The organism is Pseudomonas sp. 8 R 14, assembly GCF_900005955.1.
GTDB classification, from domain to species: Bacteria; Pseudomonadota; Gammaproteobacteria; order Pseudomonadales; family Pseudomonadaceae; genus Aquipseudomonas; species Aquipseudomonas marginalis.
On record NZ_CVTH01000064.1, the window covers coordinates 51,219 to 74,761 of the forward strand.

Consider the following 23,543-nt stretch of genomic DNA (forward strand, 5'->3'; position numbering starts at 1 on the left):
CAAAGCAAATCAACTGTCCGACAGAGGGATATCATAGCGGCCCTGCAGGTCTTGCGGGCGCAGTTTAATACCGTTGAACCGGCCGCTCAGGTGTTCATAGCCGGCGCGATAGCTCGGCTGCGGGGTGGCCTGGCCAAGGGACTGCCCCCAGGGCGTGGGCTGACTGCCAGCATCTTCGATGCTGACGCGCTGCATCAGGATGCTGGACTTCTTGGTTTTCTCACGACCGAATGCGGCAAAGGCACCATCGGAGGCCTGAACCCCGACGGTGGCACTGAGCATGGTTAAGGCCAACATCAGCTTCTTGATCGCAGTCATGGTGTTACCTCATTACGCGTTTGGCTGTGAGGCCAGACTACGCAAGCGCCCCTGAACTCCCCCTGAACAGGCTTTGAACCTCGCCTGAATCACGGCGGGCTATCCTCTTGCCCATCAACTCGGCAAAATACCGCCCATGACGCCCCTACCCGCTTGCTGCACCCCACTCGACGCCCATTGGCCGCTGCCCGACCCCTTGCCGGGCACGGTGTTTCTCAGCACCCGGTTCGATCCTGCATTGCTGGCACCTGGCGACTTCCAGCATTGCGCCGTGCCGCCACCGGCGAGTATCCAGCGTTCGGTGGCCAAGCGTCAGGCCGAGTTTCTCGCCGGCCGCCTGTGCGCGCGCGCGGCCCTGCAACAGCTCGATCAGATCAACTGCATCCCGGCGATCGGCGAAGACCGCGCACCGGTGTGGCCCGCCCACATCAGCGGTTCCATTACCCACAGCACCGGGCATGCCGCCGCGATTGTCGGGCACAAGGCGCAATGGCGTGGGTTGGGGATGGACCTGGAGAACCTGCTGAGCCTGGAACGGGCGGAGCGCCTGGCCGGGGAAATTCTGACGGTGCAAGAGCTGCAGCGTATGGCTGATGTGCCGCGAGAACAGATCGCCTTGCTGGTGACGCTGACGTTTTCGGTCAAGGAGAGTTTGTTCAAGGCGCTCTACCCGATCGTGCAGAAGCGCTTTTATTTTGAACATGCCGAGGTGGTGGAGTGGTCAGAGGCCGGGCATGTGCGCTTGCGCTTGCTCACCGACCTGTCCAGCGAGTGGTGCCACGGCAAGGAACTATCGGCGCAATACTCAGTGAATGATGGCCAACTGTTGAGCCTGGTAGCCGTAGCAGCTGTCGAGCCTTAGCGAGGCTGCGCCACGCGCAACTCGACGTTAGATCAGTAGCGCGGCCGACGCAGCCTCGCTTGCGCTCGGCAGCTGCTACGGATTTGCTCGGCGTGGGATAAGACGTCAGGGTTTGTCTTGATCTCTGGGCCAACTCAGGCTGAAGCAGGCGCCGCCCAGGTTGTTGCTCTTGCTGATCAACGCTCGCCCGCCGTGCCAATAAATGATGCGCCGCACAATCGACAACCCCAGGCCATGCCCGCCCGAGGCACGGGTGCGGCTGTCATCCAGGCGCAGGAACGGCGTGAAGATACGCTCCCAGGCACTTTCCGGGACACCGGGCCCGTCGTCCTCCACATCGATGCGACAGCGCACCTGGCCCACCTGATAACTGATCAACACCTGGCCCTGGGCGTGGCGCATGGCGTTGCTCACCAGGTTTTGCAGGGCGCGGTGCAAGTAGCGCGGTTCGGCATCGACCCAAGCGTCATCCCAATGTGCCGACGACAGGCAAATCCCCCTGGCCACAGTCACTTGCGGGCGCAGTGGCGATAATTCGCCGATCACTTGATCAAGCAGCGCATCGAGATCGACCCGTTGGAAAATCAACGCCGGCGCACCCTGCTCAAGCCTTGCGTAGGTGAGCATTTCATCCACCAGGCCGTCTAGGTCCTGGATATCACTGTCCATGCCTTCCAGGTACTTGCGCCGCGCTTCAGGCGTGGCGGCGTCGCCGATCATCTCCAGGCCGAAGCGCAGGCGTGCCACCGGTGTTCGCAGTTCATGGGACACCGCGCGCACCAGTTCGCGCTGGATTGCCAGCAGTTGCTGCAGGTGCTCGGCCATGCCATTAAAGGCCGCCGCCAGGCGCCCCACCGAGTCGGCACCCCGGGCCGGCACACGCACCTCGAGGTTGCCTTTGGCGATGCGCGTGGCGGCGGCTTCCAGGCCTCGGAGCCGGCGCTCAAGCTGACGCACCAATAGATAGACAATCAGGCCGATCAGGGTCAGGCCGATCAAGGCGATCAGGACCAGCCATTGCGCCGGGTACGGGCTCATCTGGTACAGCGGGCCGAGCTCCAGCACCCAGGGCGTGCCGACCATGCCGGCAAACACGCGGATCGAATCGCCGCCCTTGCCCAGGGCCATGACCGTATCGCCCTCCGATACACGGCGGCGTTGGTCGTCGTCCATATCGGCCTGATCCAGGGTCATCAGGTGCATTTCGAAACCAAAGCCCTTGGCTTCCTTTATATCCGCCAGCCGTTGCGGCTGCTCGGCCACGGGGAAGCGCACCAGTTCATCGGCCAGCAGGTAAATGGTCGCGCGGGCCAGTTGCTCGCTGATCTGCTGCACCTCCCCCGTCAGCACCCACTGTTCCTTATCGCTGACCAGGCGCAGCACCCGGGCGGCATGGGGGCCGGTCTGCTCCACCAGCACCTGGCCGCGTTGCAGGCGGGTGCGCTGGCTGAGGTCCAGTTGGGCATCGGTGAGGCCGCGCAATTCCAGGGGGATGCCGAGCAAGCGCTCCCACACGGCCAGGGCGCGCTGGCGTTCGATGGGGCTCATGGGCTGCAGGTTATCGCCCATCAAGGCAAAGGTGCCGTGGGCCAGGCGCTCGCGGTATTGGCCGCTGCGCACCTCGTTGAGCAGGTGCAGGGCCAGCACGCCGAGCAGCGCCACCAGAATCAGCGCCGCGCACATGCCGCCATAGATACGCAGGAAGATCGAGTTCACAACGGCATATCGGCAGCGGCTTCAGGGACGAACAGATAGCCTTTGCTGCGGATGGTCTTGATCAGCCGTGGGTGGATCGGGTCATCGCCGATTTTCGGGCGAATCCGTGAGATGCGCACATCAATGGAGCGGTCCTGGCCGTCGTAGCCTATGCCGCGCAGGGCGATAAAGATTTCTTCGCGGGACAGGATGCGCCCGGCATTCGCCACCAGCAGCCACAGCAGGTCGAACTCGGCACTGGTCAACTCGATACCGTCACCCTGCAGCCAGGCTTCGCGCAGGGCGTTGTCCACCAGCAGCGGGCCGAATTGCAGGCGGCGCTGGCTTTCCACGCTGGCGGGTTCGGCCGGCTCACTGCGGCGCAACAGGGCCTGGATACGCGCGAGCAACAGGCGCGGGCGCACGGGTTTGCACACGTAGTCGTCGGCGCCCATGTCCAGGCCGAGCACTTGGTCCATGTCGTCGGTGCGGGCGGTGAGCATCAGGATCACGCCGTCGTAGCGTTCGCGCACTTTGCGGCAAATGCTCAGGCCGTCTTCGCCGGGCAGCATCAGGTCGAGAATCACCAGGTCCGGTTGCTCGGCGAGGATCCGCGCCGCAGCCAGGGCGCCATCACCTTCCACGGAAACCCGCAGGCCGTTGCTTTCCAGGTAATCGCGGGTCAACTCGGCGAGTCGCTCGTCGTCCTCGACGATCAGGATGTGCCAGGCTTCTTGCTCCACGGGTGATCCTCGTTGTTATAAAGGGATGCGTTGGCCGAGGAGGCCACACCTTATTTGTAATGTTTTGAGGGCATAACAGAGGCCGATTGTAGTCATGCCCAAGCCCTCTCGCACAAGCCGGGAAATCCATTCGGTGATCGCGCTTTTCTGTGATAGGGTTCGCGCCCTCAAAAATCCAACCGGCTGTTTTCAACTTGGAATATTCAGTGACAAACGGCCGAATCCAGCAGTGCTGCGGCCTACACGGGTGTTCCACGTTTCATACACATTTTACCCACAACGTTATCCACAGGCAGTACGTTGCTAAGCCCCCCAAAACGCATTATCTTGTAGCTCGGCGCTAAAAAAACCCTACATGTAGGGTTTTCAGCGAAAAGACCCAACACAAATCAGACAAGAAACTCAAGCCCTTTCTTGCTCCTGTTGGGTCTAATCCAAGCATTTTTTGAAAGCCCAAACCGCTCAAGCGGATGGCAGCCGTTTTCCAGCTCCAACAGCGGAAAACGGTACGGGTGTTGCAGTGCTTGAACCTGGCAACTGTCACCCACCAGGAATACGGCCAAGGGCGTTTGAGCCCCGAACCGAAGACTTCGGCATGGAAGCGGCGCGATCAGCTCCCTTCCTCCTGTCCCGAAGTTGTTATGCCAGGCCCAGGCCTGCTGTAAGTGCTTCAGGACGGAACGGTGGGCACCGTGATGGTGCCCAAATAAATATAGAAATGTGGAGACAACCCCCCATGCAAACCGACACAACTCGCGAGAACCCGCAAGGCTCCGTGCCGCAGGCCGCTGATTCGAATATGGATCTGTCCGCCACTGCACCTGGCCAATTGCGCGTGATCAAGCGTAACGGGACTGTCGTTCCTTACACCGATGACAAAATCACCGTCGCCATCACCAAAGCGTTTCTTGCAGTTGAAGGCGGCACCGCTGCTGCCTCGTCGCGCATCCACGACACCGTTGCCCGCCTGACCGAACAGGTCACCGCGACCTTCAAGCGTCGCATGCCGTCGGGCGGCACCATCCACATCGAAGAAATCCAGGACCAGGTCGAACTGGCCCTGATGCGTGCCGGCGAGCAGAAAGTGGCCCGCGACTACGTGATCTACCGCGATTCGCGCGCCAAGGAACGTGCCGTCCGCACCCCGGCCGAAGAAGCCGCCGTGCAAGCGCACCCGTCGATCCGCATCACCCTGGCCGACGGCAGCTTCGCCCCGCTGGACCTGGGCCGCCTGAACACCATCATCACCGAGGCCTGCGAAGGCCTGGAAGAAGTCGACGGTGACCTGATCCAGCGCGAAACCCTGAAGAACCTGTACGACGGCGTGGCCCTGACCGACGTCAACACCGCCTTGGTGATGACCGCCCGTACCCTGGTTGAACGCGAGCCGAACTACTCGTTCGTGACCGCGCGCCTGCTGATGGACACCCTGCGTGCCGAAGGCCTGGGCTTCCTGGGCGTGGCCGACAGCGCCACCCACCACGAGATGGCCGACCTGTACGCCAAGGCGCTGCCTGCCTATATCGCCAAAGGTATCGAATTCGAATTGCTGAACCCGATCCTGGCCACTTTCGACCTGGAAAAACTCGGCAAGGCGATCAATCACGAGCGCGACCAGCAGTTCACCTACCTGGGCCTGCAAACTTTGTACGACCGTTACTTCATCCACAAGGACGGGATCCGCTTCGAACTGCCGCAAGTGTTCTTCATGCGCGTGGCCATGGGCCTGGCGATCGAAGAGAAGCACAAGGAAGACCGTGCGATCGAGTTCTACAACCTGCTGTCGTCCTTCGACTACATGTCGTCCACTCCGACCCTGTTCAACGCCGGTACCCTGCGTCCACAGCTGTCGAGCTGCTACCTGACCACCGTGCCGGATGACCTGTCGGGCATCTACCACGCGATCCACGACAACGCCATGTTGTCCAAATTCGCCGGTGGCCTGGGCAACGACTGGACACCAGTGCGCGCACTGGGTTCGTACATCAAGGGCACCAACGGCAAGTCCCAGGGCGTCGTACCGTTCCTGAAAGTCGTGAACGACACCGCCGTAGCGGTCAACCAGGGCGGCAAACGCAAAGGCGCCGTGTGTGCCTACCTGGAAACCTGGCACATGGACATTGAAGAGTTCATCGAGCTGCGCAAGAACACCGGTGATGACCGTCGTCGTACCCACGACATGAACACCGCCAACTGGATCCCTGACCTGTTCATGAAGCGCGTCTTCGATGACGGCAAGTGGACCCTGTTCTCGCCATCCGAAGTGCCGGACCTGCACGACCTGACCGGCAAGGCCTTCGAAGAGCGCTACGAGTACTACGAAGCCCTCACCGAATACCCAGGCAAGGTCAAGCTGTTCAAGACCATCCAGGCCAAGGACCTGTGGCGCAAGATGCTGTCCATGCTGTTCGAAACCGGCCACCCATGGCTGACCTTCAAGGACCCTTGCAACCTGCGCAGCCCGCAGCAGCACGTGGGCGTGGTCCACAGCTCGAACCTGTGCACCGAGATCACCTTGAACACCAACAAGGACGAGATCGCCGTTTGCAACCTGGGCTCGATCAACCTGCCGAACCACATCGTCAACGGCAAGCTGGACACCGCCAAACTGGAACGCACCGTCAACACCGCCGTACGTATGCTCGATAACGTGATCGACATCAACTACTACTCGGTGCCACAGGCGCAGAACTCCAACTTCAAGCACCGTCCGGTCGGCCTCGGCATCATGGGCTTCCAGGACGCACTGTACCTGCAGCACATTCCCTACGGTTCGGACGCTGCGGTCGAGTTCGCCGACAAGTCCATGGAAGCGGTCAGCTACTATGCGATCCAGGCTTCCTGCGACCTGGCCGACGAGCGCGGCGCCTACGAGACATTCCAGGGTTCGCTGTGGTCCAAGGGCATCCTGCCGCTGGATTCGCAACAGATCCTGATCGAGCAGCGCGGCCAGAAATACATCGACGTTGACCTGAACGAATCCCTGGACTGGGCACCGGTACGTGCCCGTGTGCAGAAAGGCATCCGTAACTCCAACATCATGGCCATCGCACCGACCGCGACCATCGCCAACATCACGGGCGTATCGCAGTCGATCGAACCGACCTACCAGAACCTGTATGTGAAATCGAACCTGTCGGGCGAATTCACCGTGATCAACCCGTACCTGGTCCGCGACCTGAAAGCCCGCGGCCTGTGGGACTCGGTCATGATCAACGACCTGAAGTACTACGACGGTTCCGTGCAGCAGATCGAACGCATCCCGCTGGAACTCAAAGAGCTCTACGCGACCGCCTTCGAAGTGGACACCAAGTGGATCGTCGATGCCGCCAGCCGTCGCCAGAAGTGGATCGACCAGGCTCAGTCCCTGAACCTGTACATCGCCGGCGCATCGGGCAAGAAGCTCGACGTGACCTACCGCATGGCCTGGTACCGTGGCCTGAAAACCACTTACTACCTCCGTGCCCTGGCCGCGACCAGCACCGAGAAGTCGACCATCAACACCGGTAAGCTGAACGCTGTGTCCAGCGGTAACCACGGTGATGATTCGGTGCTCGCCGCGCCTGCCGGCCCGGCGCCAGTGCCAAAGGCCTGCGCGATCGACGAGCCGGATTGCGAAGCTTGTCAATAAGCTGAGTGACTGTTGAAAGCCCGTTAACTGAAAAGTTAACGGGCTTTGTTCTGTGAGCACAGCCCTCCTGCCGATCATCCTATAAAAATGCGTATGCCTGCCGTTGCTCCTCCATCCGCGGCCGGCCACCTCGCCCTCCCCACAACTCGATCTGCCCTCCAATCACCGCCATCGCATGGCCGCCGTAGGCCACGACGCCCAATACACCACCCGCCAGCTCACCGCTTGAAGATTGCCGGTACAAGCCTTTCAACCCCAAACGATCCAACCCCTCATTCAGCATTTCACCGTCGTTCAAGCTTGCCAACGCATCCCGATAGCTTCTCTGAGCATTGTGGTCGTTACCATTAAGCGGCCCCTTATGGCCCTCTATTTGGGCCCGCTTGGCACAGGCTGCGTATAAAAAGTTGGCGTCGGTCATCATGGCCGGATCATCGCCCATGAAACGGGCCTGCTGTGCCGCCTGCTGCAATTCGCCCTTGCTCAAATGAAGCCGAAATCCATCTCGCATTTGAACATCCCAACCATCGCCAGCTGCTTTCACGTCTTTGAAAATATCAGTGGGCTTCTGACCAAACTTCATCATTGCAGCTTTAATTGCTGCAACCGTGGTGCAATTTCCATCTGGCCCCTGCTTGAAACCCGACCAGATGTTGCCAGCCTCTCTGCCCATGCCCGGTGCTTTCCCAGGATTGCTTTTGTCTATCTTGTAGTCGTTGAAACGAGCCCCTTCGGTAAAGGGCTTGTTAGTCATGGACTCCAGGGTGCCAAAGTCTTTCGAATTAACGCTCCTGCCACCACCACCACCACCACCACCTGGCGATGGAGAGGGAGAGGGCGGTGCCACACCGCCACCCTCTTCAGGGAACCACTCCTTCAGCAGCCGCCTGAGAAACTCAAGAAAACCGCCCTCAGCTTCGTCAATCAGTTTGCTAAGTGCCTCCTTGAATTTTTCGCTACCCCGTTCCTCGCGAAGATCCTTCAGCTTGTCGCGCAAATCCTGAGCCAATTGTTTTTTTGAGCCTTGCCCTGCATCAAACAGCCCGTTGAGCAACTGTTTGACCCTCGACACTTCAGCCCCAGACTCGACGGGAGTCGACTTCCCTGAAGCAATACCGGGCACGAACATTACGCGCCCACCGCCTGATGCGGACACTCTTGAACTCCACATCTTCACCCCTCCATTGATTGATGAGCCTGCAGGCTCTGGACCAATCAGTGGCAAGGCAGGAATGGAGTGTTCCTCTCCATGCATTTCAACGCGTAACCCGCAGCGTCTAGAGGCCTTTTCCCACACTCAAAAAAAAACCCCTCTTACGAGGGGCTTCTTGTGGAGCGCTACCGCATCAGGTCATCTGAATGATGGTCTGCATGATGGTGCTCTGGGTGGAGATGGTCTTGGCGTTCGCCTGGTAGTTGCTCTGGGCCTTGATCAGGTCCACCAACTCGTTGGTCAGGTTGACGTTGGAGTTCTCCAGGGAGTTGGCCACGATCGAACCCAGGGTACCGGATTGCGGGGCATCGTAACCCGGCTGGCCCGAGGCGAAGGTCTCTCTCCAGGTGGTGCCGCCCGAGGGCTGCAAGCCTTGCTCGTTGTTGAAGCTGGCCAGGGAGATCTGGCCGATGGCCTTGCTCTGCTGGTTGCTGAACGTGGCGAACATTACGCCATTGCCGTCGATTTTCAGGCCGGTGATCTGGCCAGTGGCGTAACCATCGGTGGTCGGCGGGTTGCGGTAACTGGCGGAGTTGTACTGGGTGATATTAGCCATGTTGACGGCAATGTTTGGCGCTGTAGCCTTGTTAGCCGTCCATACGCCGTTGGTCACCGAGCCCGGGATCCAACCGGTGAGCGTCAGGGTCGTGCCCGCCACACCACCGGTGCTGATACCCGTCAGTTTACCTGCACCGTCAAAGCTCAATATCGACGGCACGGGAGCAGTAGTACCGGTGGTGGTAGGCTTGGAGCCATCCAGGTTACGACCGTCAATCAGCGTGTAGGAACTCCACTGGTTGGCGTCGGTTTTCACCATGTACTGCACCATCTCGTGGGAGTTGCCCTGGGAGTCATAGAGGGTGGTGCTGTACTGGGTGGTGAAAGTGGTGGTGTCGGTCGGGTCGAACGGCTTGGTGGTCTGGTTGATCACCGGCTCCGACGAGTTCAGGTTACTGGTGGAGTCCACTTTGGTGGACGCCTTCGGTGGCAGGTACGACAGGTTCAATTGCAGGTCGGTCAAGCCGCCTTTGATGATCTTGCCGTCGTCATCTGCCGCGTAGCCCTGCAGGCGCGAGGTACCGGTGTTGTTGGTGATATAGCCGTCTTTGTCGGCACGGAAGGCACCGCTACGGGTGTATTCCAGCGAGCCATCGCTGCCCTTCTGCACGAAGAAGCCACCGCCCTGGATCGCCATGTCCAGCACGCCGCCGCTGTTGTTGACGTCACCCTGGGTGAACTGTTGGGACACCGCTGCCAGGTTCACACCGTTGCCGATGCTGTTCTGGCCGGTGCCCAGTTTGGACGCGGCGTAGATATCCGCGAATTCCGCACGGGACGACTTGAAGCCAGTGGTCGCAACGTTGGCAATGTTGTTGCCGGTTACGTCCAGTTGTTTGTTGGCCGCATAGAGGCCGCTAAGGCCGATATTAAAAGACATGTTTCTCTCCCTCTGCCGTATTTAGCCGGCTCTATGTACCGATAGTCTGAATTTGCGACAGCTTGACGCTGCCCATGCCACCTGCAAGGTTCAGCAGCATTTCGCCGCCGGTCTTGCTCAACGTCACGCTGGTCACCGTTGCCGGCAACGAAGTCGCCATGGCCACCGACTCACCCTTGTCGTTCTTGGTCGTCGCCGCGAAGGTGTAGGTGCCGGCCGGGGCGACCTCACCGTTCTCGTTCTTGCCATCCCAGATAAAGTCTGACGAACCCGCGCTTTGGGCACCCATATCGATAGTGCGCACCACGTTGCCGTCTTTATCGGAGATCTTGATCGAGACGTTGCCCGTCGCCGCAGTCACCGCCACCGAACCGGTCATGCTCTTGCTCGTGTCCACCAAGGCCTTGTTGGTCTGGGTAATGATCGAGCGCCCCACCAGCGACGAAGCCTGCAGCGCCTGCGACGAGCTGAAGTTACTGGAGATCGCATTGACCGAGTCGTTCAGGGTGTTGATGCCTTCCAGGCTGCTGAATTGCGCCAGCTGGGCCACGAACGCACCGTTGTCCTGAGGCGACAGCGGGTTCTGGTTTTTCAGTTGGGTCACCAGCAGTTGCAGGAACGCATCCTTGCCCAGGGACTGGCTGCCCGTCGCCGTCTTGGTAGCGTCGGCGACGGTGGTGTTGTCGGTGGCGGTCTTGACCTTGGAGTTGAAAAGGTCCTGGACTGCCGTGTTGGTCGTGGTATCAACGATGGCCATTATTTGGCGCCCCTTATCACTGACCCAAGGTCAGGACCTTCTGCATCATGGTTTTGGCGGTGTTCATCATTTCCGCGTTGGTCTGGAACGAGCGGCTGGCGGAGATCATGTCTGCCATTTCCTCGACCACGTTGACGTTGGGGTAATAGACATAACCCTTTTCGTTCGCGGCAGGATGGTTCGGCTCGTAACGGGCCTCGAGGTTGCTCTGGTCTTCGACCACACCGAGGACCTGCACGCCCTGGCCGGCGGCGTCCTGGTTCTGGAACAGCGAATCGCTGCCACCGCTCTGGCCGCCCTGGAACATGGTGGCGAACACCGGGTGACGGGCGCGGTAGGTCTGGTCGATGCTCGAAGACACGGTCTCGGCGTTGGCGATGTTACTGGCGACGGTGTTCAAGCGCGTGGTCTGCGCGCTCATGCCACTGCCGGCAATATTGAAAACACTGGACAGGGACATGGCTTACTCTCCACGCAGGGCTGACATCAGCCCTTTGAATTTACTGTTGAGCAGGGTAAAGCTGGCCTGAAAGTTCACCGAGTTCTCGGCATAGGCCGATTGCTCCAGCTGGGCGTCGACGGTGTTCTGGTCGATCGACGGCTGCATCGGCGTGCGATACAGCAGCGACTCGTCACCACTGCTCAGGCCTTGCGCTTCGATATGACGGCTGTTGGTCATGTTCAAGGCGAAGGTGCCGTTCTTGGTCTTGTCCTGCTGTGCGGCGAGCACGGCGGAAAAATCCAGGTCCCGAGCCTTGTAGTTCGGGGTGTCGGCGTTGGCAATGTTGTTGGCCAGGACTTCGGCACGCTGGGCGCGGAAGCCCAGGGCTTGTTCGTGGATACCGAGCGCTTTATCGAAGCTGATGCTCATGGCGGAAACCTTTAGGCTGACCTGCTGTTAACAGGGTTATAGCAAGGCGCATGCCAATATCTGATACCCCCGTAAATCAAGGGGTTGCGAGGAGCTTGCCGGCGGCAATGCCAGAAAAGCGGCAACGGGTTTCCGCGTGGCGCCAGTAAAGCGGCAATGGGGAGTTGCCGCTTTCTTTAACTTTGCCGCAGAAACAAATATGGGAGGGGGCAAGCCCCCTCCCATATTATTATGTGGCCTGATTATTTAGCCTGGTAGATGATCCCAGGGCTGCATTGCACCATCTGGAAGTGATCCGGCAAACCATTGAGCGCCTCGGATGCACCGAGAAACAGGTAGCCGCCACGCTTGAGGGTGCCGTGGATGCGCAACAGGATGTCTTTCTTCACCTCGGCCGAGAAGTAGATCAGCACGTTGCGGCAGAACACCATGTCGAACTTGCCCAGGCTGGCGTAGCTGTCGAGCAGGTTGAACGAGCGAAACTCAACACGGTTCTTGATCGGCGCCTTGACCGCCCAACGCCCTGCCCCTTTCGGGTCGAAGTAACGTTGCAGGCGTTCCTGGGACAAGCCACGGCCCAGGGCCAGACTGTCGTACTCGCCGGTCTTGCAATTGGTGAGCATGGTGCCGGACAGGTCGGTGGCGACGATCTGCGCCCCGGCTTTAAGCTGGCCCATGTTGGTCCGCTCGAACTCATCGATGGACATCGAAATCGAGTACGGTTCCTGACCCGAAGAGCAGGCGGCCGACCAGATACGCAGGCGCTGGCCCGGGCTGGCCTTGATGGCCTCCGGCAGCACTTTGCTCTTGAGCACTTCAAAGGGGTAGGTATCGCGAAACCATAGGGTTTCGTTGGTGGTCATGGCATCGACCACCATCTCTTTGAGGCCACTGCGCGGCTGGCCCTGGATCCGTTGAACCAACTCGCCCAGGGACTTGATGCCCTGCTGCTCCATCAGTTTGTTAAGACGGCTGGATACCAGGTATTGCTTGTTTTCACCGAGCAATATGCCACAGGCTTTTTCCAGGAAGACCCGGAACTGTTCAAAATCCAAATTACCCGTAGACACTGATACCGCCTCTAAAATCGTATGACCGCCAGGGGAAAACCCTAGCCGTGATCTGCTGCCTTGATCCGGTCGACTACCCGGGATGCCAGGTCATCAGGGCGGAATTTGGCCAGGAAGTCATCGGCACCGACTTTCTTGACCATCGCCTGATTGAATACGCCCGACAACGAAGTATGCAGGATGATATGCAGTTTTTGCATGCGTGGATCGCTGCGTATCTCAGCAGTGAGGGTATAGCCGTCCATTTCCGGCATCTCGATGTCAGAGATCATCATCAAGAATTCTTCTTCCGGCTTCTTGCCTTCATCCACCAGCTTACGCAGGTAATCCAACGCCTGGCGCCCGTCATTGAGGGCGACAACGTCCACGCCGACGGTTTGCAGGCAGCGAGTCACCTGTTTGCGCGCCACCGAGGAGTCATCCACCGTCAGCACACGCAGCGAGACCGCCTTGTGGGCCGTTTCGGCGTCGACCACACCCACGGAAATCGACTCCGAGGTGGGCGCCACTTCGGCGAGGATCTTCTCCACGTCGATGATCTCCACCAACTGGTTATCGACCCGCGTCACCGCCGTGAGGTAGTGATCGCGACCAGTGCCCTTGGGCGGCGGATGGATCTCTTCCCAGTTCATGTTGACGATGCGTTCCACCGAGCGCACCAGGAAACCCTGGGTCTTGGTGTTGTACTCGGTAATGATCACGAACGGGTTCTCGCGATCCTGCAGGCCAGCCGAACCGGTGGCCAGGGCCAGGTCAAGAATCGGGATAGTCGCACCACGAATATTCGCCACACCGCACACCACCGGACTGGACTTGGGCATGATCGTCAGCTTGGGACATTGCAGCACTTCCCGCACCTTGAATACGTTGATGCCATACAGCTGCTTGCCATCCAGGCGAAACAGCAGCAACTCCAGGCGATTCTGCCCTACCAGCTGTGTGCGCTGGTTTACTGAATCCATTACTCCTGCCATGCCATGACTCCTACGCTAAAACCTTTGGCTATACCTACAAGGGCGGCGCGCCCCCAACACTAAAACGGCACGAGCTTTGCTATTTGTTGAATTATGGACATTAAAACGACAGTTTCCCGACGCCTTCACCTGACACGGTTTTGCAGATTGCTCTGCGTACCGCTGGCGCTGCTTGCCTTCAGCCTGGGCACCACGGCCCGTGCAGAGAACGTCACCTTGCCTGATCTACTTATCGGCGTCACTCAAGGCTTTCTTGAGTTCACTGTAGAAGATTATCTGGCAACCACACAGACGCCGGGGCGTTATGAAATCCAGGTCAACCAGTTGGACCCGCGTCTGCGCATGCCGATGTGCGACAAGGAATTGACAGCAACCCTGGAAAGTCCCGCCCAACCCATCGGGCGCGTAACGGTAAAGGTCCGCTGCGAAGGCGCCTCGCCCTGGACCGTGTTCGTACCGGCCCAGGTCAAATTGTTCCGTGACGTGGTGGTGGTTGCCCGCCCGCTGAAGCGCACGGGCATCATCGATTTCGAGGACGTCGTACTGCGTGAGCGCGACATCAGCCAGATCAGCCAGGGCTACCTGACATCCCTGGACCAGGCCATCGGGCAAAGATTGACCCGACCAGTGGTCACCGATCAAGTGATTACCCTGGTGCACCTGGAACAGGCCGAGGTCATCCGCAAGGGCGACCAGGTGGTGATTTCCGCGAGCAGCGGCGGCTTGAATGTGAAAATGCCGGGCGAAGCGCTGTCCAACGGCGGCATGAGCGAACAGATTCGCGTCAAGAACCTCAACTCCAACCGCGTGATCAAGGCGCGGGTGACAGCCCCAGGGCAAGTCGAGGTCGCTTTATAGATTACTGGTACAGGACGCTGGGTTTTCCTACACTGTGCACGAGAGGCCCCGTGCGGAGATTTATTGTCATTCGCGCCTAAAGTTTGTCCGGGTATGGCCGAAAACATGGCAAGCGTCCAAATACCCAGAGGTTTTTTTATCATGGTCATCGATTTCAGCCGTTTGAATAACACCCCGACGACGTCAGGCACTACGCGCACCACCAGTCCCAAGGACAGCGTAGAAGCCAAAGCCCCTGCACTGCCCGCCAAGGCAGAACAGGCCAGTGCCAGCCAGAGCGGGGAATCCGTACACCTGAGCAATGAGGCTCAACAGTTGCAGAAGGTCACTGACTCGCTGCGCGATCAACCGGTCGTCAATAAAGCCCGCGTGGCCGAATTGAAACAGGCGATCGCCGATGGCAGCTATAAAGTCGACAGCAACCGTGTAGCCAGCAAGCTGCTTAACTTCGAAGCCGAGCGCTAGGCAAAGGCCTGCGCAGGGCTTTTGGACGCTTAAAACCCAAGGCCAGCCATGCATCACGACGAACATTTGCTTCAACTGATCATTGATGATCTAGCGCCGACGCAACAATTGCTCGAGCTGCTCAAAGAAGAATCACTGGCCCTCTATGGCCGGGACATGCCGCTGCTGGAAGAAATTCTGGCACGCAAGCAGTCGTTGATCGTCCTGCTGGAACAGCACGGCAAAAAACGCAGCCAGATCCTCATCAGCCTCGGCCTGCCGGCAGACCACGACGGCCTGGCGCAGTTGGCCAGCCACTCCTCGGTCGGCGATCAACTGCTGGCCCAGAGCAAAGAACTCAACCAATTGCTCGCCCAGTGCCAGGAAGCCAACCTGCTTAACGGTCAGTCGATCCAGCTTCAGCAAGCCACGACCGCCAACCAGTTGCGTATACTCCACGGCGGAGAGCCTCCGGCACTCTATAACGCCCAGGGCTCCACCTCGCGCCTGGTCAAGCCAAGCACCCGCAGCCAAGCCTGACACCGGTTTACAGCGCGCCCTATCCAAGGCGCGCCACATGCTGGCAAAATGCCGGTTCTTGCGTGTAGTCGTATTTTGTCTGGAGATGGAAGAACCGTGTTCAACGCCCTTAATGCGGAAGATGCCCCGCAGCCACCCAAGGTCCTCACCACGCCTCTGGAAATCGCCGGCACCTTGCGGATGCTGCAAGACAGCCATGATCCGCTGATCATCACTTTCCACGAACGCAGCCAGCGCTTCCAGAGCTACCTGGTGGACGTCAACCGCGACAGCAACATGCTGGCGCTGGACGAAATGATCCCCCGCGACGGCGAGCGCCACCTCGAAAACGGCGAACCCTTTCGCATCGAAGGTTTCCATGATGGCGTACGCGTCGCCTGGGAAAGCAAAGGCACCCTGACCATCAGCGAAAAAGGCGGCCACCGTATCTACACCGGCAGCCTGCCGGACGAGGTGGTCTACCATCAGCGCCGCAATGCCTTCCGCGCCGCGTTGAAGCTGGCGCAACTGGTGAATATCGAGCTGGGCGGCGAGAAACTTCAGCTGCCGGTCAACGGCAAACTGCTGGATATTTCCGCCACCGGCTGCAAATTGCGTTTTGAAGGGGATATTTCCGAGCGCCTGCAACTGGGCCAGGTCTACGACCGTTTTATCGCAGCCCTGCCGTTTGGCAGCATGACCACCGCCGTCGAACTGCGATACCTGCACTTCGAAGAAAGAATCAACACGACCTTTGCCGGCGTGCGCTTCCACAACATGAGTGGTTTGGTGCAACGCCAGGTCGAGCGCTTTGTGTACCAGCTGCAGCGTGAAGCACGACGGTTCGACAAAGACGACGATTTTTGATCCTTAACGATCGCAGAAAAAAACGGGCAGACCCTTTGGGATCTGCCCGTTTTTATTTTCAGGGGCGCGCCCTGCTCAATTCGTGAGGATGCTCGTCCGGCCCCAGGGGCTCAGGTGGCCCTTCGAAGACGGGCTCATCCACCGGCGGCTCCGGATCGACCTGCGGCTCGGGATCAGGGACAGTCTGCATCTGCTCCTGCACCACCTGCTCGTCGACCCGCGGGTCCAGCGCCGCCACCAGCGGTGAACTCGACATACTGTCGGGCATTGCCACGTGATGCAGGGGGGCATCTTCCACCTGGTGCAGATTGGTCACCGCCTTAGGCCGGATTCGCCACACCAGGATCAGCGCGCACAGACTGAAAAACGCATACAGCATCTGGCTGCCGAACAGCTTCATCACCACACCCGCCAGCAACGGCCCGACGCTGGCGCCGATACCGTAGGTCACCAGCAGCATGGCCGTCAGCGATACCCGGCGATCCCCTTCCACATGGTCGTTGGAAAACGCCACCGCCAAGGGATACAGGCAAAACTGCACGAGAGAACACAGGAAGCCCGCCACGAACAGCACCTCCAGCGGCACCTGGGTCATGATTGCCAACGGCAGTGCCGCCACCGCCAGGCACAAGGCAAAGCAGCGGATCAGCAGCGCGCGATCATAACGATCCGACAACCAGCCCAGGGGCCATTGCACCAGCAACCCGGCAAAAATGCAGCTACCCATGAACAGACCCACCTGTTCGGTGCTCAGCCCTTGCTGGGAGGCATACAGCGGCGCCAGGCCGTAGAACGACCCGACGATCAACCCCGCCCCCAACACCGTACTCAACGACTGCGGCACGCGCTTGATAAAGAAGCGCGGCTCCATCGGCGCAGGATGCAAGGCCGCCGGGTGAATGCGCCGGGTCATGGCCACCGGCACCAGGCACAGGGCGAAGCACAGCGCCACCAGCATCAGCAGCTCAAGGCCAAGCTGGGGATGCATCACCAGTATCAACTGGCCCAATACCAGACCCAGGTAGGAGGCGATCATATAACCGCTGAACACTACGCCACGCTGCTTGGCATCTGCCTGCTCATTGAGCCAGCTCTCGATGACCATGTACTGGCACATCATCCCCAGGCCCACGATTATCCGCAGCACAATCCAGGCCGGCAGCCAATCGACCAGGCCATGGCCCAGCACCGCCGCACCGACAATCCCGGCACAGGTGGCATAGGCGCGGATATGCCCGACCCGGGCAATCAGGCGATGCCCGATCTTGCCGCCCAGTACCAGGCCAAAGTAGTTGGCCGCCATCAGCGCACCCACCCAAAGGCTGTCGACATGGTCGGCCGCCAGGCGCAAGGCCAGGTAGGTACTGAGCAGGCCGGAGCCAATCAGCATCATCAAGGAGGCGAAATAAAGGGCTCGAAAAGATTTCCAGATCTGGCGCATCGGCGTTCCGAGCGGCTCCTTGCGGTGAGAGACAGGGCTATCGGCATGATAGTCCGGGGTGACCGGGTCCGGACAGGCAACATGCGCTGTTTCCGGGGATTATTTTGCTTAACAGCTCAGACGCTGTCGGATGGCGCGCAAGGTACATGGTTGCGACAAATACATCACGGCACCTGCTGTGAACCTTGATCGGCGGCAAGGTTCGACCTGCGTGCAAAAAGATCGAGCACGCACAAAAAAGCCCCGCCAGGAGGTTCTGTACGGGGCTTTCTCTATGGGCTACGAATCTGGTGTCCCAGGGCCGGTTCGAACGGCCAACCTTCCCCTTAGGAGGGGGATGCTCTATCCAATTGAGCTACTGGGACAAATGACAGCCATCAGGCCAAGGGCACTGCGACGGACGGCGTGCATGTTAACGGCCGAGGTGGGTTTTGTCATGTCGTCCGTGGGCTTTTTAAGTGTAGGCCGAGCCTTGCCCGGGCAATTGCGGTTTCGCCCCGCGAATACGGGCACCTGGCCTCATCGTGCAAAATGCAACCACCCAAAATGCCAGCATTGCAAATTGCAATCCTTCAGCCCGCCAAATCAAACTCAAGCCATTGATTTTATTGAATTAATACATTGGCACGACACCTGCAACAGTTCTCCTGCAAACCCCATTCAGCCAGTGCGTTAAACGGAGAACATGACCATGAACAGTGCCATTCTGTTAGCTCTCAACACCGTCGCCCTGGCTGCACTGGTGATGTTCCACTTTCAATCGACTGGCAGCAACGACCCCGCCCAGATCAGCCAGCAGGCAGTCCCCCACCACTTGCAACAACGTCCGCAACTGGCCGTGATGACACCGAATGCACAAGCGCCAGTACGCCTGACTCAAGGCACCCAGGCAGCGCCGGCATCTGAACACTGGGTTTTTTAAGGACGCTGATCATGAGCAAATTTGCCTGGCTGTTCCTGAGCCTGACCATCGCCACTGGCCTTATGGGCCTGAGTGCAAGCTCCCAGGATGGGCAAACCAGCGCATTCGTCGCCGCCGGCGTTTTCGCAGGCCTGCTTCTGTTGACGCTCGTCGTGGGTCGCCGAATCAAATTTGACCCGGTTTTACGCTGACCCCTCCCTTCTCTGCACTGCCCTCCCCCTACCTTATGTCGCCTCGTCCTAGTAAATCGGCAAATTGCCACTAGTCTTAAAACTAAGGGCAAAAGGCCACTTTGCTATAGGATGTGCGACCTCAAACCCTGTGGTGGCCTGGACTTACGGGAAGTTCCATCGTGGAATCACTCATGGAAAAGTTTTCCAACCAGTCCGCAAAAATGCAAATGAGTGCTGGCATAAAGCCTCTAGGCAGTTCAATATTTGTCACAGAATTGACGCCAAGGAACTGGCAAATCTGAGGCATGATGCGGCCTCTTTGCAATTCGGGTTGAACTTTGGTCGTGAGTCTTGTCTTAACACTCATCTTGCGGCCAATTCCAATAACCGCTCCCCTGAACTAACCGGTTAAATATATGCGCCCATTGAAACAGGCAATTTATTCCAGCCGTACGGCTGACAAGTTCGTCGTACGTCTGCCAGACGGAATGCGGGAACGCATTGCCGAGGTGGCTCGCAATCATCACCGCAGCATGAACTCCGAAATCATCGCGCGCCTGGAGCAGAGCCTTATTCAGGAAGGTGCGCTGGGTGACGAACTGAGCATGCGCCTGGACAGCCCCGAGCTGTCGCTGCACGAACGCGAACTGCTGCAGCGTTTTCGTCAGCTCTCCCACCGCCAGCAAAATGCCCTCGTCTCGCTTATCGCGCACGACGTAGAGGCGGCCGCAGAAGCCAATTGATCCGCCACTGAAAGCCGAAGCCAGCCCTGTGCTGGCTTTTTTTTTGCCCGGGATTCACAGGGCTCGACATTCTTATCACGTAGCAGAGGGCGCCCGGCCGAGACAGATCAGAGCAGGAAGATCGTCGCCAAACCGAGGAAGATGAAGAAGCCACCACTGTCGGTCATGGCCGTGATCATCACGCTGGCGCCCATGGCCGGGTCGCGCCCAAGGCGTGCCAGGGTCATGGGGATCAGCACCCCCATCAGGGCCGCCAGCAGCAGGTTGAGGGTCATGGCAGCGGTCATCACCACCCCCAGGGACCAACTGCCGTACAGCAAGTAGGCCACCACGCCAATCACCCCACCCCACACCAGGCCATTGATCAGGCCCACTGCCAACTCCTTGCGCAGCAGGCGCGAAGAGTTGGCGGTACTGACCTGGTCCAGCGCCATGGCGCGTACGATCATGGTGATGGTCTGGTTGCCCGAGTTACCACCAATGCCTGCCACAATCGGCATCAATGCCGCCAGGGCCACCAGCTTCTCGATGGAACCTTCGAACAGCCCGATCACACGGGAGGCGATAAACGCGGTAATCAGGTTAACGGCCAGCCAGGCCCAGCGGTTATGCAGGGAACGCCAGACTGACGCAAAAATATCTTCCTCTTCACGCAAACCCGCCATGTTGAGGACTTCGGTTTCACTCTCTTCACGAATCAAGTCGACGATTTCGTCGATGGTCAGACGGCCGATCAGCTTGCCGTTCTTGTCGACCACCGGGGCAGAGATCAAGTCGTAACGCTCAAAGGCCTGCGCTGCGTCGTAGGCATCCTCATCAGGGTGAAAGCTCACGGTATCGCTGGCCATCAGGTCAGCAACCTTTTTCTCCGGATCGTTGACCAACAGGCGCTTGATCGGCAGCACGCCCTTGAGAATGCCTTCATAGTCGACCACGAACAGTTTGTCGGTATGACTCGGCAGCTCTTTCAGCCGGCGCAGGTAACGCAAGACCACTTCCAGGCTGACGTCTTCGCGGATGGTGACCATCTCGAAGTCCATCAGTGCGCCGACCTGATCCTCGTCATAGGACAACGCGGAGCGCACGCGCTCACGCTGCTGGCCGTCAAGAGCCTCCATCAACTCATGGACAACATCACGCGGCAACTCTGGAGCCAGGTCGGCCAGTTCGTCAGCGTCCATCTCCCTGGCGGCCGCCAGGAGCTCGTGATCGTCCATGTCGGCGATCAGGGTTTCACGGACCGAGTCGGATACTTCGAGCAGGATGTCGCCGTCGCGGTCGGCCTTGACCAACTGCCAGAGGGTCAGTCGATCATCCAGGGGCAAGGCTTCGAGAATGTAGGCAACGTCGGCGGAGTGCAGGTCATCGAGCTTGCGTTGCAACTCGACGAGGTTCTGGCGGTGGACCAGGTTTTCGACAAGGTCGTTATTCGGACCATCCTGGCGGTGCGTGAAATCTTCGACCACGCGCTGGCGCTGCAGCAGCTCGATGACTTGAGCCAGGCGATCCTGCAGGCTTTCTTGTGTTTTCTTTACTTCTACTTCGGTCATAGGCGAACTCCACTCCCAGCAGCGGGGCACGCCGGAAGGATCAATCAGTCAATTCATGATTGGTAAAACGGGGTACTGAGTAACTACTGGGTAAGTCCATGGAGGTATTCCATAAGCCCCGGCGGGGCTGACGGGCGCAATGATACACCGTGCGTCCGGTTTTAACGTCAAAAAACTGGAAAGAACAAGCGCTTGCGAGCCAAAGTTGAGTATTGGCCACACCTATTCAACTGCGACGCCATCACCGGAATGGAAAACACATAAGGAAGGAGAAAAAGATAAGGATCCACACAAACCCCAGACGGCAAAAAGCCCGCACTAGGCGGGCTTTTTGTTTGTATGGTGCACTCGACAGGATTCGAACCTGTGACCGCTCGGTTCGTAGCCGAGTACTCTATCCAGCTGAGCTACGAGTGCATATTGTGTTTTTAGACCAGATCACAACTGGTTGAAGCCGAGCTACCTGCATTACTGCAACTAACTCTTAAATGGTGCACTCGACAGGATTCGAACCTGTGACCGCTCGGTTCGTAGCCGAGTACTCTATCCAGCTGAGCTACGAGTGCATTTGTTGCCGCGAATTATAGGCCGTTCAATCTCTATGTAAAGCTATTTTTTCGTTTAATTTCAACAACTTAACGAAAAAACCAGATTGCAACGTACTAAGCAAATAATGGCGGAGAACGGGGGATTCGAACCCCCGACACCCTTTTGAGGTGTACTCCCTTAGCAGGGGAGCGCCTTCGGCCACTCGGCCAGCTCTCCGCAACACGGGGCGTATATTAACCACGTTCATCCCCGTTTGCAAACATAAAAAACGATAAAAATTAAAGGCTTGGTTCTTCGTCCTTCTCTTTCTTGATCCGCAAGAAGATTTCCTCGCGATGAACCGCCACCTCTTTCGGAGCGTTAACCCCGATACGCACTTGATTGCCTTTGACGCCGAGCACGGTCACGGTGATTTCGCCATCACCGATAATCAGGCTTTCTGCGCACCGACGAGTCAGAATCAGCATACCTTTCTCCTCACGCATTTCATTTCAGGAACAACAGTCTGCAAAAAAAAGGCGTTCGACCTACGACTCGATAGCCATAGCCCTAACGGCCTAAGTATTGTCGAGCGCACGCAAAAGACCATGCGCCCTACAAAAAAATGAAAGGCGCGGTAAACCGCGCCTTCCTGGCATTGCATCACTCGCCCTGTCGGGCCGGAGCATCCAGCTCAAAAGCGGTATGCAGCGCGCGTACAGCCAGCTCCAGGTACTTCTCTTCAATCACCACCGAGACTTTGATTTCCGAGGTAGAGATCATCTGGATATTGATGCTTTCCTTGGCCAAAGCCCCGAACATGCGGCTGGCAACGCCGGCATGGGAACGCATGCCCACACCTACGATCGAGACCTTGGCAATCTTGGTATCGCCGACCACTTCACGGGCGCCAATTTCGCTCGCGGTGTTCTCCAGGATTTTCAACGCCGCATCGTACTCGTTGCGGTGCACGGTGAAAGTGAAATCGGTGGTGTTATCGTGCGAGACGTTCTGCACGATCATGTCGACTTCAACATTCGCATCGCTGATAGGGCCCAGAATCTTGAAGGCCACGCCCGGGGTGTCTGGCACGCCACGGATCGTCAGCTTGGCTTCATCGCGGTTGAAAGCGATGCCGGAAATGATCGGCTGTTCCATGGATTCCTCTTCATCAATAGTAATGAGGGTGCCCGGACCCTCCTTGAAGCTGTGCAATACGCGCAGCGGAACGTTGTACTTGCCGGCGAACTCCACCGCGCGGATCTGCAACACCTTGGAACCGAGGCTGGCCATTTCCAGCATCTCTTCAAAGGTGATCTTGTCCAGGCGCTGGGCCACGGACACCACACGCGGGTCGGTGGTGTAGACGCCATCCACATCGGTGTAGATCTGGCACTCGTCAGCCTTGAGGGCCGCAGCCAGGGCCACACCGGTGGTGTCAGAACCGCCACGCCCGAGGGTGGTGATGTTGCCGTGCTCGTCCACACCCTGGAAGCCCGCTACAACTACCACGCGACCGGCTTTCAGATCAGTGCGAATTTTCTGGTCGTCAATCTGCAGGATCCGCGCCTTGGTGTGCGCGCTGTCGGTGAGGATGCGCACCTGGCTGCCAGTGTAGGACACGGCAGGCACGCCACGCTTGTTCAGGGCCATGGCCAGCAAGGCGATGGTCACCTGCTCGCCGGTGGACACGATCACATCCAGCTCACGCGGCAGCGGCTGTTGCTCGCCACTGATGGCCTTGGCCAGTTCGATCAGGCGATTGGTCTCGCCGCTCATGGCCGACAGCACCACGACCAGGTCGTCACCGGCATCGCGGAATTTCTTAACCTTGTCGGCCACCTGCTCGATTCTTTCGACAGAGCCGACCGAGGTGCCTCCAAATTTCTGTACGATCAAAGCCATTTCCAAGCCGCCTCAGCCCGT

Annotated in this window: 23 protein-coding genes and 4 tRNA genes; 9 read left to right on the forward strand and 18 right to left on the reverse strand. The window is 58.7% G+C overall.

Annotation, left to right across the window (positions count from 1 at the left end; all coding sequences use genetic code 11):
• Positions 1 to 9 precede the first annotated feature (9 nt).
• A complete protein-coding gene (locus tag BFQ01_RS17015) occupies positions 10 to 318 on the reverse strand; it encodes a hypothetical protein (RefSeq protein WP_065926176.1) in 309 nt (102 codons plus the stop codon).
• A gap of 136 nt (positions 319 to 454) precedes the next feature.
• Between BFQ01_RS17015 and BFQ01_RS17020 the strand changes: the two genes are divergently transcribed.
• Entirely contained in the window at positions 455 to 1,180 is a 726-nt protein-coding gene (locus BFQ01_RS17020) for a 4'-phosphopantetheinyl transferase family protein (protein WP_065926177.1), read from the forward strand.
• 105 nt (positions 1,181 to 1,285) lie between these two features.
• Here BFQ01_RS17020 and BFQ01_RS17025 read toward each other — a convergent pair whose 3' ends face one another.
• Together BFQ01_RS17025 and BFQ01_RS17030 are read right to left on the reverse strand one after the other, a co-directional pair.
• On the reverse strand, positions 1,286 to 2,896 hold the full coding sequence (locus BFQ01_RS17025) for an ATP-binding protein (RefSeq protein ID WP_065926178.1): 1,611 nt from the start codon (positions 2,894 to 2,896) through the stop codon (positions 1,286 to 1,288).
• Positions 2,893 to 3,618, reverse strand: a complete 726-nt coding sequence (locus BFQ01_RS17030) for a response regulator (protein ID WP_065926179.1) — start codon at positions 3,616 to 3,618, stop codon at positions 2,893 to 2,895. Before BFQ01_RS17030 ends, BFQ01_RS17025 begins: the two co-directional genes overlap by 4 nt.
• A gap of 736 nt (positions 3,619 to 4,354) precedes the next feature.
• Here BFQ01_RS17030 and BFQ01_RS17035 point away from each other — a divergent pair.
• Positions 4,355 to 7,249, forward strand: coding sequence for a ribonucleoside-diphosphate reductase subunit alpha (locus tag BFQ01_RS17035; RefSeq protein WP_065926180.1), 2,895 nt, complete (start codon positions 4,355 to 4,357; stop codon positions 7,247 to 7,249).
• A 79-nt stretch (positions 7,250 to 7,328) separates the two neighbouring features.
• Here the strand turns inward: BFQ01_RS17035 and BFQ01_RS17040 are convergent, their stop codons facing one another.
• The 7 genes from BFQ01_RS17040 to BFQ01_RS17070 form a co-directional block, all read right to left on the reverse strand.
• Positions 7,329 to 8,378: a hypothetical protein gene (locus BFQ01_RS17040; RefSeq protein ID WP_065926181.1), complete on the reverse strand. Its 1,050-nt coding sequence runs from the start codon at positions 8,376 to 8,378 to the stop codon at positions 7,329 to 7,331.
• Positions 8,379 to 8,595: 217 nt separating this feature from the next.
• Positions 8,596 to 9,900 (reverse strand): flagellar hook protein FlgE, encoded by a 1,305-nt coding sequence (gene flgE / locus BFQ01_RS17045; RefSeq protein ID WP_065926182.1) that lies wholly within the window; start codon positions 9,898 to 9,900, stop codon positions 8,596 to 8,598.
• 31 nt (positions 9,901 to 9,931) lie between these two features.
• Positions 9,932 to 10,657 carry a flagellar hook assembly protein FlgD gene (flgD, locus tag BFQ01_RS17050; RefSeq protein ID WP_027607786.1) on the reverse strand — a complete coding sequence of 242 codons (726 nt, stop codon included), beginning with the start codon at positions 10,655 to 10,657 and terminating at the stop codon, positions 9,932 to 9,934.
• Positions 10,658 to 10,673: 16 nt separating this feature from the next.
• Complete coding sequence (gene flgC / locus BFQ01_RS17055; protein WP_024076985.1) at positions 10,674 to 11,117, reverse strand: flagellar basal body rod protein FlgC; 444 nt, start codon at positions 11,115 to 11,117, stop codon at positions 10,674 to 10,676.
• 3 nt (positions 11,118 to 11,120) lie between these two features.
• Complete coding sequence (gene flgB / locus BFQ01_RS17060; protein WP_003175633.1) at positions 11,121 to 11,528, reverse strand: flagellar basal body rod protein FlgB; 408 nt, start codon at positions 11,526 to 11,528, stop codon at positions 11,121 to 11,123.
• 242 nt (positions 11,529 to 11,770) lie between these two features.
• On the reverse strand, positions 11,771 to 12,598 hold the full coding sequence (gene cheR, locus BFQ01_RS17065) for a protein-glutamate O-methyltransferase CheR (protein ID WP_027607785.1): 828 nt from the start codon (positions 12,596 to 12,598) through the stop codon (positions 11,771 to 11,773).
• Positions 12,599 to 12,639: 41 nt separating this feature from the next.
• Positions 12,640 to 13,572, reverse strand: a complete 933-nt coding sequence (locus BFQ01_RS17070; RefSeq protein WP_027607784.1) for a chemotaxis protein CheV — start codon at positions 13,570 to 13,572, stop codon at positions 12,640 to 12,642.
• Between the two features lie 93 nt (positions 13,573 to 13,665).
• On the opposite strand from BFQ01_RS17070, the gene flgA reads away from it, so the two are divergent.
• The 4 genes from flgA to BFQ01_RS17090 all read left to right on the forward strand — a co-directional run bounded on the left by flgA (position 13,666) and on the right by BFQ01_RS17090 (position 16,260).
• Positions 13,666 to 14,430: a flagellar basal body P-ring formation chaperone FlgA gene (gene flgA, locus BFQ01_RS17075; protein ID WP_065926183.1), complete on the forward strand. Its 765-nt coding sequence runs from the start codon at positions 13,666 to 13,668 to the stop codon at positions 14,428 to 14,430.
• A gap of 141 nt (positions 14,431 to 14,571) precedes the next feature.
• On the forward strand, positions 14,572 to 14,895 hold the full coding sequence (gene flgM / locus BFQ01_RS17080; protein WP_065926184.1) for a flagellar biosynthesis anti-sigma factor FlgM: 324 nt from the start codon (positions 14,572 to 14,574) through the stop codon (positions 14,893 to 14,895).
• A 48-nt stretch (positions 14,896 to 14,943) separates the two neighbouring features.
• Positions 14,944 to 15,414 (forward strand): flagella synthesis protein FlgN, encoded by a 471-nt coding sequence (locus BFQ01_RS17085; protein ID WP_027607781.1) that lies wholly within the window; start codon positions 14,944 to 14,946, stop codon positions 15,412 to 15,414.
• Positions 15,415 to 15,510: 96 nt separating this feature from the next.
• Complete coding sequence (locus BFQ01_RS17090) at positions 15,511 to 16,260, forward strand: flagellar brake protein (protein ID WP_065926185.1); 750 nt, start codon at positions 15,511 to 15,513, stop codon at positions 16,258 to 16,260.
• Positions 16,261 to 16,318: 58 nt separating this feature from the next.
• Here the strand turns inward: BFQ01_RS17090 and BFQ01_RS17095 are convergent, their stop codons facing one another.
• Together BFQ01_RS17095 and BFQ01_RS17100 are read right to left on the reverse strand one after the other, a co-directional pair.
• A complete protein-coding gene (locus tag BFQ01_RS17095) occupies positions 16,319 to 17,701 on the reverse strand; it encodes an MFS transporter (RefSeq protein ID WP_065926186.1) in 1,383 nt (460 codons plus the stop codon).
• 288 nt (positions 17,702 to 17,989) lie between these two features.
• Positions 17,990 to 18,066 (reverse strand) — tRNA-Arg (locus tag BFQ01_RS17100).
• A 326-nt stretch (positions 18,067 to 18,392) separates the two neighbouring features.
• On the opposite strand from BFQ01_RS17100, the gene BFQ01_RS17105 reads away from it, so the two are divergent.
• From BFQ01_RS17105 to BFQ01_RS17115, 3 genes are all read left to right on the forward strand, one after another.
• The gene (locus BFQ01_RS17105; protein WP_065926187.1) at positions 18,393 to 18,623 is read left to right on the forward strand and encodes a hypothetical protein; all 231 of its coding nucleotides are present in this window, start codon (positions 18,393 to 18,395) and stop codon (positions 18,621 to 18,623) included.
• An 11-nt stretch (positions 18,624 to 18,634) separates the two neighbouring features.
• The gene (locus BFQ01_RS17110) at positions 18,635 to 18,814 is read left to right on the forward strand and encodes a PA3371 family protein (protein ID WP_027607777.1); all 180 of its coding nucleotides are present in this window, start codon (positions 18,635 to 18,637) and stop codon (positions 18,812 to 18,814) included.
• A 398-nt stretch (positions 18,815 to 19,212) separates the two neighbouring features.
• Positions 19,213 to 19,539 (forward strand): Arc family DNA-binding protein, encoded by a 327-nt coding sequence (locus BFQ01_RS17115; RefSeq protein WP_003175643.1) that lies wholly within the window; start codon positions 19,213 to 19,215, stop codon positions 19,537 to 19,539.
• A gap of 107 nt (positions 19,540 to 19,646) precedes the next feature.
• Here BFQ01_RS17115 and mgtE read toward each other — a convergent pair whose 3' ends face one another.
• The 6 genes from mgtE to BFQ01_RS17145 form a co-directional block, all read right to left on the reverse strand.
• Complete coding sequence (gene mgtE / locus BFQ01_RS17120) at positions 19,647 to 21,089, reverse strand: magnesium transporter (RefSeq protein ID WP_065926188.1); 1,443 nt, start codon at positions 21,087 to 21,089, stop codon at positions 19,647 to 19,649.
• Positions 21,090 to 21,429: 340 nt separating this feature from the next.
• A tRNA-Arg gene (locus BFQ01_RS17125) sits at positions 21,430 to 21,506 on the reverse strand.
• A 72-nt stretch (positions 21,507 to 21,578) separates the two neighbouring features.
• A tRNA-Arg gene (locus BFQ01_RS17130) sits at positions 21,579 to 21,655 on the reverse strand.
• Positions 21,656 to 21,763: 108 nt separating this feature from the next.
• Positions 21,764 to 21,854: transfer RNA gene (locus BFQ01_RS17135), tRNA-Ser, on the reverse strand.
• 62 nt (positions 21,855 to 21,916) lie between these two features.
• Complete coding sequence (csrA, locus tag BFQ01_RS17140) at positions 21,917 to 22,105, reverse strand: carbon storage regulator CsrA (RefSeq protein WP_003233512.1); 189 nt, start codon at positions 22,103 to 22,105, stop codon at positions 21,917 to 21,919.
• A 175-nt stretch (positions 22,106 to 22,280) separates the two neighbouring features.
• Positions 22,281 to 23,522: an aspartate kinase gene (locus tag BFQ01_RS17145; protein WP_027607775.1), complete on the reverse strand. Its 1,242-nt coding sequence runs from the start codon at positions 23,520 to 23,522 to the stop codon at positions 22,281 to 22,283.
• Positions 23,523 to 23,543 lie beyond the last annotated feature (21 nt).

Coding starts and splice junctions, on each gene's coding strand:
- flgA (WP_065926183.1), top strand. CDS start 13,666: ATGGACATTAAAACGACAGTTTCCCGACGCCTTCACCTGACACGGTTT.
- BFQ01_RS17095 (WP_065926186.1), bottom strand. CDS start 17,701: ATGCGCCAGATCTGGAAATCTTTTCGAGCCCTTTATTTCGCCTCCTTG.
- BFQ01_RS17115 (WP_003175643.1), top strand. CDS start 19,213: ATGCGCCCATTGAAACAGGCAATTTATTCCAGCCGTACGGCTGACAAG.
- BFQ01_RS17020 (WP_065926177.1), top strand. CDS start 455: ATGACGCCCCTACCCGCTTGCTGCACCCCACTCGACGCCCATTGGCCG.
- BFQ01_RS17015 (WP_065926176.1), bottom strand. CDS start 318: ATGACTGCGATCAAGAAGCTGATGTTGGCCTTAACCATGCTCAGTGCC.
- flgM (WP_065926184.1), top strand. CDS start 14,572: ATGGTCATCGATTTCAGCCGTTTGAATAACACCCCGACGACGTCAGGC.
- BFQ01_RS17110 (WP_027607777.1), top strand. CDS start 18,635: ATGAGCAAATTTGCCTGGCTGTTCCTGAGCCTGACCATCGCCACTGGC.
- flgB (WP_003175633.1), bottom strand. CDS start 11,528: ATGAGCATCAGCTTCGATAAAGCGCTCGGTATCCACGAACAAGCCCTG.
- BFQ01_RS17105 (WP_065926187.1), top strand. CDS start 18,393: ATGAACAGTGCCATTCTGTTAGCTCTCAACACCGTCGCCCTGGCTGCA.
- BFQ01_RS17145 (WP_027607775.1), bottom strand. CDS start 23,522: ATGGCTTTGATCGTACAGAAATTTGGAGGCACCTCGGTCGGCTCTGTC.
- BFQ01_RS17035 (WP_065926180.1), top strand. CDS start 4,355: ATGCAAACCGACACAACTCGCGAGAACCCGCAAGGCTCCGTGCCGCAG.
- BFQ01_RS17040 (WP_065926181.1), bottom strand. CDS start 8,378: ATGTTCGTGCCCGGTATTGCTTCAGGGAAGTCGACTCCCGTCGAGTCT.
- flgD (WP_027607786.1), bottom strand. CDS start 10,657: ATGGCCATCGTTGATACCACGACCAACACGGCAGTCCAGGACCTTTTC.
- mgtE (WP_065926188.1), bottom strand. CDS start 21,089: ATGACCGAAGTAGAAGTAAAGAAAACACAAGAAAGCCTGCAGGATCGC.
- BFQ01_RS17085 (WP_027607781.1), top strand. CDS start 14,944: ATGCATCACGACGAACATTTGCTTCAACTGATCATTGATGATCTAGCG.
- flgC (WP_024076985.1), bottom strand. CDS start 11,117: ATGTCCCTGTCCAGTGTTTTCAATATTGCCGGCAGTGGCATGAGCGCG.
- BFQ01_RS17070 (WP_027607784.1), bottom strand. CDS start 13,572: ATGGCAGGAGTAATGGATTCAGTAAACCAGCGCACACAGCTGGTAGGG.
- csrA (WP_003233512.1), bottom strand. CDS start 22,105: ATGCTGATTCTGACTCGTCGGTGCGCAGAAAGCCTGATTATCGGTGAT.
- flgE (WP_065926182.1), bottom strand. CDS start 9,900: ATGTCTTTTAATATCGGCCTTAGCGGCCTCTATGCGGCCAACAAACAA.